Raw genomic sequence first — 7,016 nt, forward strand, 5'->3', positions numbered from 1 at the left:
GGCGTTAGTTTCTATCAAGAAAAATCATCAAAAGCTCAGGTTCAACGTTTTGAAAAATCAGCTTTCAAGTTGTCCGACTTGGTTTTTGAGTTTCAGGCTGATGTTGCATTGGTAGAAAGTGTTGGAAGTTCAACAGTTTCAAAATTGCTGAAAATCAGCAAGCCTCGAAGCTTCAATGTTGTTGGATTTTCCACACGGTCAGTTTGGTTTCACAAATAGCTGCATCATCGCTGTGATCTGGCTTTCTTTGTCGCCGACTCTTAACCGAGGCCAACTTAACCTTGATCGTTTTAAGTTTTGGCTGCCAACTTCACAGCTTTTGGTGTTGGACGTGTGCTTGTTCGATGCATTTGCGTAAAATGACTTTCAAGCAAATGTGTTAAAAAAGTCATTGCTAAACAATAGGCTACGAAACTAACAAACGCCTCAAGAGGGACTGTCAACGCGCGGCGTTTCCAGTCCCATTGAGCCGCGGTGGTTTCGGTGGTTTGTGTTTGGGTTTGGTTGTTATGCGTTGTCAGCCCCTTAGGCGGGCGTTATGCCTTTTGGGAGACAATATGCAGTTTTACAAAGCAGATGAATATCAGGCATCTTGTGAAAACCTGTATCGTAAGTACGAACTTGAGATAGCTGCTTTACTTCCAGATGCATCTATTGAGCATATTGGAACTTCCTCTATTCCTAATGCTGTATCTAAAGGTGACCTAGACATACTTGTTGGTGTTAACGGCAAGGAACTAGAAAATGCAGTAAAGTTACTTTCTACTCTAGGTTTCAACGAAAAATCCGATACGTTAAGAACTCCGGAGCTTTGCATGCTGGAAAATAGCTCAGGTGAGGATGTCGCTTTTCAAGTTGTAGCTAATGGTTCGGAATTTGAGTTTTTTGTGGGGTTTAGAGACAAACTCCGTAAAAATCCTGAGTTAGTTCAACGATACAATGAGCTGAAAATATCTTGTACAGGTTGGTCTCACGAAGAGTATCGTCGGAAAAAATCAGCTTTTATTGAGCGCGTGTTAGGGCAGGCATAACAAACTGTTTAAGAGTGATTCGCAACGCGTGGCATTTTTACTATGCGTTGGTTTTATTGATTAAGGTGGTATGCGGAAGCATCGGTATTGCGTTGCTCACACCTTAACAGGGCGTTATGCCACAGCCAGAAAATATGGAGAAAAGGAAATGGATCTTAATTCACTACTACTGTTTATAGTCGCTTGTCTTGCTATCAATATGATACCAGGGCCAGACGTTATCTATATTGTTTCAAACACAATGAAAGGTAAGTTGGTCACTGGGTTCAAAGCTGCAATGGGACTTGGTGTAGGTTATTTTGTTCATACTTTAGCAGCTTCATTAGGATTATCTGCAATTATCCTCAGCTCAGCGGTAGCTTTTAGCGCAGTCAAATGGTTGGGTGCTGCTTATCTAGTCTATTTGGGTGTTCAGTCGTTACTTTCAATGTGGCGTGGGGGTAGCACATTGAAAGTAAGTGAAAGCGTTGAAAGTGACAAAAATGTATTTGTACAAGGCGTAATTGTTAGTGTATTAAACCCGAAAGTTGCACTGTTCTTCCTTTCGTTCCTGCCTCAGTTTATTGACACATCATCAGGTTCGGCTTCGATGCAATTATTGTGGCTTGGTTTGTTATTTAGCGTACTGGCTACAATGTGTAATATCCTGTATGCGTCAGTAGGTAGTTGGGGCTTTAGTCGCCCGAATTCTCAGCGCTACTCGCGAGGGCTAGAGGGCGTATCTGGTGTTTTACTTATTGGGCTAGCAAGCAAAGTTGCGATCAGCGATCGCTAGTGGCATAACAAACAATTCAAGCAGACCCTCAACGCTCGGCGATTTTGGTTTGCGTCGGGTTTGGCGTTGCCGAGCAATGCGGTAGGTGAGCCAGGGCGTTTCGGGCTACTTAATTGGGCGTTATGAATAAAGGAGATAGTGTGGAAAAATGTTACATGTGCGATGCAGAGGGAAACACTAAGGAGCATGTACCTCCTAAATGTATATTTCCTGAGGCAAAAGATGTTCCAAGTGGGGATAATTATAAAAAGAACCTTATAACTGTTCGCTCTTGTGAGAAACATAATACGGCAAAGTCAAAAGATGACGTATATCTATTGTTCTTTTTAGCAGCTAATGTTGTGTCAAACGATCTTGCTCAGACGCAGTTTGGCACGAAAATTATGAGAGCAGTAAATAGAACACCTCATGTATTTGCTCAGTTCGCTAAGAAAAATACACCAGTAACTCTTAAAGGTGAAAATGGTGAATTGATTCATACTGCTGCCATTGAAATTGATCGTGCTCGATTTGATGCTGCAATTGAACATATTTCTCATGCATTGCATTACCACAAGTATGGAGAGACATTTATTGGTGATATTCAGGTTATTACCAGTGGGTTGGTGGACCTATCAAGTATCGATAGTGTGGAGGTAAACGATAGAATTCAAAACTTTGGTCAAATGGTTGATGAGCTGTTAGCTGATGTAGAACCTGAAGGTGATAACCCTGAAGTATTCACTTATAAGGTGTTAAAAACAGATGAACCTCATCAAGTCATTATCCAGATGAATTTTTATGGTGGTTTTAAGATCGTTTCGATCATGAAGTACTCTTAACCAATATTCATAACAAACTGTTCAAGAGGGATTCGCAACGCGTGGCATTTTTACTATGCGTTGAATTTAGTGGTTAAGGTGGTATGCGGCGGCTTCGGTATTGCATTGCTCACCCCTTAACAGGGCGTTAACTGGCAAAATGGAAATGCCAAAAGCATCTGAGCAAAAGGAGTTTGCAAATGTTTCGTTGTGGGCAATGCCGTCATTTCGAAAGAGCTAAAAATAATCTCAAGGATCTTTGTGGTGCTTGGGAACAACCTACGACTGCAACGCGTGAAGCTTGCGGATTTTTTATGCTCAGAAAACCAGCCCGAGATGTGAAAACACCAAATGAAGAGTAGAGTAATTTTCTTTGTGTTGGTTAAAAGTGCAGTGAAAATCATAAGCACCGGCCAGTTAACAAACGCCTCAAGAGGGACTGTCAACGCGTGGCGTTTCCAGTCCCATTGAGCCGCGGTGGTTTCGGCTGTTGTGTTTGAGTTTAGTGGTAATGCGTTGCCAGCCCCTTAGGCGGGCGTTAGCTTCTTAAAGCAAAAATCATCAAACTCTGGGTTTAATTGTCCTGAAAATTCAGATATTAGTGTTCAAATTGCACAATTTGGCTTTTGAACTTTTCTTGATGCTGATTTGGTCGAACGTGTTGAAAGTTCAGTGGGTTCAAAGTCGCTGAAAACTAGCAAGCCTCGATGCTTCAAAGTTGTTGGATGTTCAACACTCAAAGTTTGGTTTCACAAAAGGCTGCATTATCTCTGTGTTCTGGCTTTCTTTGTCGCGGATTCTTAACCGTGGTCAACTTAGCCTTGAGCGCTTTGAGTTTTGGCAGCCAACTTCACAGCTTTTGGCTCTGGACGTGTGTTTGTGTGATGCATTTGCGTAGAATACATTTCAAGAAAATGTATTTAAAAATCATTGTTAAACAATAGGCTACGAAGCTAACAAACGCCTCAAGAGGGACTGTCAACGCGTGGCGTTTCCAGTCCCATTGAGCCGCGGTGGTTACGGTTGTTGTGATTGAGTTTAGTGGTAATGCGTTTCCAGCCCCTTAGGCGGGCGTTAGGTGAATGGTCAGTGGATTGAACAAGGACAGTTTTATGAAATGGTTTTTAGCTTTTTGGCTTGTTCTCGCAAGCTTTTTTTCGGTCGGCTTGCATGCCAATGACTCCGTTTTACAACAAGCTTATAAATCGCAACAAAGTGATCTACAGGTTCAAGGATTCGGAAAGGTAGTGAAAGTGTTACCTGATGACAATGATGGTTCAAAGCATCAAAAATTCATCTTAAAGCTCAATAGCGGACAAACATTGCTGGTTGCTCATAACATCGACTTAGCACCGAGAATTCCAAACTTACAGGTTGGTGACAGTGTTGAGTTTTATGGTGAATACGAATGGAACAAAAAGGGTGGAGTTCTTCACTGGACTCATAAAGATCCTCAAAATCGTCATGCTCATGGTTGGTTGAAACACAATGGGCAGGTGTACGAGTAAATTCACCTAACAAACGCCTCAAGAGGGACTGTCAACGCGTAGCGTTTCCAGTCCCATTGAGCCGCGGTGGTTACGGTTGCTGTGTTTCAGTTTAGTGGTAATGCGTTGCCAGCCCCTTAGGCGGGCGTTATGCGCCGAATATTGGGTTCACATCCATGCTCTTATGAAGAATTCGGATCACCCTGATTTGTTGGCTGCCGGTTTGCTGATAAAAGATGACGTGACTCCCTTGGGGAAATTTTCTGTATCCCTCTCGGATTTCATCGCATGATTTACCAATGTCGGGATTTTCCGCTAAAAGCCAAAAGGAATCATCGAATTGCTTTAAATAAACATTTCGCTGCTCTTTTCCCCAGCGTCGTTGAGTGAATAAAGCAATATCACGTAAATCGGCTTTGGCGGCGACGGTAAGATTAAATGGTTTCATCGAATGTTTTCACTATCGAGTTCATTGATGAAGCTATCAAGGTCATAATCAGCGTCACCACTTTGCTCTCCTTCAATAAGTAGTTGACGGAGTGACTGTAGTTTGGTTTCTTGGTTTTCGAGTAGACGTAGCGCAGAGCGAATGACTTCACTTGCTGAGCCGTAACGCCCACTTTGTATTTGGCTTGTAATAAAGCCATCGAAGTGTTCACCAAGAGTGATACTTGTATTTTTAGCCATGAGCTCATCTCCATAAATACCAAAAAGTACCTAATTATGGTATCAAATGGCATTTTGGGCAAGGCGCGCATAACAAACGCCTCAAGCGGGACTGTCAACGCGTGGCGTTTCCAGTCCCATTGAGCCGCGGTGGTTTCGGTTGTTGTGATTGAGTTTAGTGTTATGCGTTGCCAGCCCCTTAGGCGGGCGTTATGTGCCATTTCAAACATTTAGGAATATTAGGACAAAATGAGTGTAGAGTTAACATCTGCTGTATTTGCAAGCGACATTGTAGAATTCAAAGAAAACAACGATAAAAATAGTATCATCCAGCTTGTGAAGCATAGATATGATGAGCGATTTATCAATCCATTCAGAGATAATTCTCAAAAACATGGCTTTGCGATGATGGCTGTATGCTGCTTAATGGTTGAATCACTAATATCTATGAAGCGAGGTATTAATGAAACTTCAGATGCAAGAAATGAGCAGGGTCACAAGATATACTCAGGTGAACTATTCGAAGAGTTTTTTAGCGAGTCTTCATATTTTTGTGGTTTTTCTGGGTTAGGTAGGGATTTCTATAAACATATTCGCTGTGGAATTCTACATCAAGCTGAAACTACAGGTGGGTGGAGAATTAGAAGAAAAGGTGAACTTGTTGATAAAAATGAAAAGATAATAAATGCAACTAAGTTCATGAATGCATTGGAAAGTGAATTGAATGCCTATCTACACAAATTAGAAATAGAAGATTTTACGGATCTTGTATGGGTTAACCTGCTTAAGAAAATAGATTTTATTGCTTCCAATGCAGTCGGCGACTAGCACATAACAAACTGTTTAAGAGTGATTCGCAACGCATGGCATTTTGACTATGCGTTGCGTTTAGTGTTTAAGGTGGTATGCGGAGGCTTCGGTATTGCGTTGCTCACACCTTAACAGGGCGTTAACTGGCAAAATGGAAATGCCAAAAGCATCTGAGCAAAAGGAGTTTGCAAATGTTTCGTTGTGGGCAATGCCGTCATTTCGAAAGAGCTAAAAATAATCTCAAGGATCTTTGTGGTGCTTGGGAGCAACCTACGACTGCAACGCGTGAAGCTTGCGGATTTTTCATGCTCAGAAAACCAGCCCGAGATGTAAAAACACCAAACGAAGAGTAGAGTAATCTTCTTTGTGTTGGTTAAAAGTGCAGTGAAAATCATAAGCACTGGCCAGTTAACAAACGCCTCAAGAGGGACTGTCAACGCGCGGCGTTTCCAGTCCCATTGAGCCGCAGTGGTTACGGTTATTGTGTTTGAGTTTGGTGGTAATGCGTTGTCAGCCCCTTAGGCGGGCGTTATAACGATTTGGAGACGTTAGAGTATGAAATATCGAAGTAAATGGGAACTCTGCTTTAATGCTTATAAAAAAGAGTGTACTCGAATTGTGATTTTCAAAGAAAGCCTTAAGTTTATAAGCTTTAAATTTAAAGCACTTATTTTTATTTCGATCATTCTCTTTGGAATATTCTTAGCTTTGGCAATAATCTCAGCAATCAATAATAATCGAGATATGTACTACGTATACCTCGTTGCATTTTTATTTTTTGAAACCTCTAGCTTGATTTCTGTATTTAAAGCCCAGAAAAAATATACTAATGAAGAGTATTCAGATTATGAGTTATCCCAAGCACCACCGGAAGATTATAAAGATCAAAAAGCTAGATATTTAAAGTTTCGTAGAGCTCTTAGGCTAAATGATATTGAGCAATCTCACGTAAGTGGAATATTGGAAATCCTTGAATCAAGAATCGCTGTATGTGAAAACAGTGGAGTTAGTGTACAAAAAATAGTCGGTTTTTCTATTACATTTGCAATGTCAGTTTTAGTTGCAACAATGAAAAGCTTAACTATTCAGACAATTGCTCAAATTGGTGTTATTGGGGTGTTTTCAATTGCTTTTGTTTATATTTTGCATAAATTAACACCCAATACGAGAGAACAGTTGTATGAGTTAAAATATTTTTTAACAATGTTCAGTTATGAAGATCATGAAAAATCGTTATAACAAACGCCTTAAGAGGGACTGCCAACGCGTGGCATTTCCAGTCCCAATGAGCCGTGGTGGTTACGGTTGTTGTGTTTGAGTTTCGTTGTTATGCGTTGTCAGCCCCTTAGGCGGGCGTTAGGCGCTTTCTTGCTAATGTTAGATCAATCCCTTAGAACAACTTCTTGTAATGATTGATAATCAACTCAAATTTATCCTCAAGATGAGT

General features: G+C 41.1%; 12 protein-coding genes. 9 read left to right on the top strand and 3 right to left on the bottom strand.

The annotated features are described in order from the left end of the window. The 7 genes from T411_RS1000000121230 to T411_RS0115195 form a co-directional block, all read left to right on the top strand. Positions 1–219: hypothetical protein (locus T411_RS1000000121230; RefSeq protein WP_000485613.1), on the top strand; the 219-nt coding region annotated here is incomplete at its 5' end. Beyond that, a complete protein-coding gene (locus T411_RS0115165) occupies positions 176–358 on the top strand; it encodes a DUF645 family protein (protein ID WP_000923182.1) in 183 nt (60 codons plus the stop codon). The genes T411_RS1000000121230 and T411_RS0115165, both read left to right, overlap by 44 nt. Positions 359–557: 199 nt before the next feature. Next, positions 558–1,031 carry a GrpB family protein gene (locus T411_RS0115170; RefSeq protein WP_001161076.1) on the top strand — a complete coding sequence of 158 codons (474 nt, stop codon included), beginning with the start codon at positions 558–560 and terminating at the stop codon, positions 1,029–1,031. A 148-nt stretch (positions 1,032–1,179) separates the two neighbouring features. Further along, positions 1,180–1,806 (top strand): LysE family translocator, encoded by a 627-nt coding sequence (locus T411_RS0115175; protein WP_000365423.1) that lies wholly within the window; start codon positions 1,180–1,182, stop codon positions 1,804–1,806. Positions 1,807–1,928: 122 nt separating this feature from the next. Beyond that, entirely contained in the window at positions 1,929–2,627 is a 699-nt protein-coding gene (locus T411_RS0115180) for a hypothetical protein (protein ID WP_001890502.1), read from the top strand. A 697-nt stretch (positions 2,628–3,324) separates the two neighbouring features. Continuing rightward, positions 3,325–3,504, top strand: coding sequence for a DUF645 family protein (locus tag T411_RS0115190; protein ID WP_001883058.1), 180 nt, complete (start codon positions 3,325–3,327; stop codon positions 3,502–3,504). 214 nt (positions 3,505–3,718) lie between these two features. Beyond that, complete coding sequence (locus T411_RS0115195) at positions 3,719–4,114, top strand: DUF3465 domain-containing protein (protein WP_000870857.1); 396 nt, start codon at positions 3,719–3,721, stop codon at positions 4,112–4,114. A gap of 127 nt (positions 4,115–4,241) precedes the next feature. Here T411_RS0115195 and T411_RS0115200 read toward each other — a convergent pair whose 3' ends face one another. Together T411_RS0115200 and T411_RS0115205 are read right to left on the bottom strand one after the other, a co-directional pair. After that, entirely contained in the window at positions 4,242–4,541 is a 300-nt protein-coding gene (locus tag T411_RS0115200) for a type II toxin-antitoxin system RelE/ParE family toxin (RefSeq protein WP_000802136.1), read from the bottom strand. Beyond that, positions 4,538–4,780 carry a type II toxin-antitoxin system ParD family antitoxin gene (locus T411_RS0115205; RefSeq protein ID WP_001107719.1) on the bottom strand — a complete coding sequence of 81 codons (243 nt, stop codon included), beginning with the start codon at positions 4,778–4,780 and terminating at the stop codon, positions 4,538–4,540. Before T411_RS0115205 ends, T411_RS0115200 begins: the two co-directional genes overlap by 4 nt. A gap of 228 nt (positions 4,781–5,008) precedes the next feature. Between T411_RS0115205 and T411_RS1000000121185 the strand changes: the two genes are divergently transcribed. Continuing rightward, a complete protein-coding gene (locus T411_RS1000000121185; protein WP_000110120.1) occupies positions 5,009–5,587 on the top strand; it encodes a hypothetical protein in 579 nt (192 codons plus the stop codon). Between the two features lie 110 nt (positions 5,588–5,697). Here T411_RS1000000121185 and T411_RS1000000121545 read toward each other — a convergent pair whose 3' ends face one another. Beyond that, positions 5,698–5,964, bottom strand: coding sequence for a hypothetical protein (locus T411_RS1000000121545; protein ID WP_001998372.1), 267 nt, complete (start codon positions 5,962–5,964; stop codon positions 5,698–5,700). 160 nt (positions 5,965–6,124) lie between these two features. On the opposite strand from T411_RS1000000121545, the gene T411_RS0115225 reads away from it, so the two are divergent. Further along, positions 6,125–6,808: a hypothetical protein gene (locus T411_RS0115225; RefSeq protein WP_000877436.1), complete on the top strand. Its 684-nt coding sequence runs from the start codon at positions 6,125–6,127 to the stop codon at positions 6,806–6,808. Positions 6,809–7,016 lie beyond the last annotated feature (208 nt).

The sequence above is a fragment of the Vibrio cholerae ATCC 14035 genome, assembly GCF_000621645.1.
Classification (GTDB): Bacteria; Pseudomonadota; Gammaproteobacteria; order Enterobacterales; family Vibrionaceae; genus Vibrio; species Vibrio cholerae.

Coding starts and splice junctions, on each gene's coding strand:
- T411_RS0115195 (WP_000870857.1), top strand. CDS start 3,719: ATGAAATGGTTTTTAGCTTTTTGGCTTGTTCTCGCAAGCTTTTTTTCG.
- T411_RS1000000121185 (WP_000110120.1), top strand. CDS start 5,009: ATGAGTGTAGAGTTAACATCTGCTGTATTTGCAAGCGACATTGTAGAA.
- T411_RS0115205 (WP_001107719.1), bottom strand. CDS start 4,780: ATGGCTAAAAATACAAGTATCACTCTTGGTGAACACTTCGATGGCTTT.
- T411_RS0115225 (WP_000877436.1), top strand. CDS start 6,125: ATGAAATATCGAAGTAAATGGGAACTCTGCTTTAATGCTTATAAAAAA.
- T411_RS0115180 (WP_001890502.1), top strand. CDS start 1,929: ATGAATAAAGGAGATAGTGTGGAAAAATGTTACATGTGCGATGCAGAG.
- T411_RS0115165 (WP_000923182.1), top strand. CDS start 176: ATGTTGTTGGATTTTCCACACGGTCAGTTTGGTTTCACAAATAGCTGC.
- T411_RS0115200 (WP_000802136.1), bottom strand. CDS start 4,541: ATGAAACCATTTAATCTTACCGTCGCCGCCAAAGCCGATTTACGTGAT.
- T411_RS0115170 (WP_001161076.1), top strand. CDS start 558: ATGCAGTTTTACAAAGCAGATGAATATCAGGCATCTTGTGAAAACCTG.
- T411_RS1000000121545 (WP_001998372.1), bottom strand. CDS start 5,964: ATGATTTTCACTGCACTTTTAACCAACACAAAGAAGATTACTCTACTC.
- T411_RS0115175 (WP_000365423.1), top strand. CDS start 1,180: ATGGATCTTAATTCACTACTACTGTTTATAGTCGCTTGTCTTGCTATC.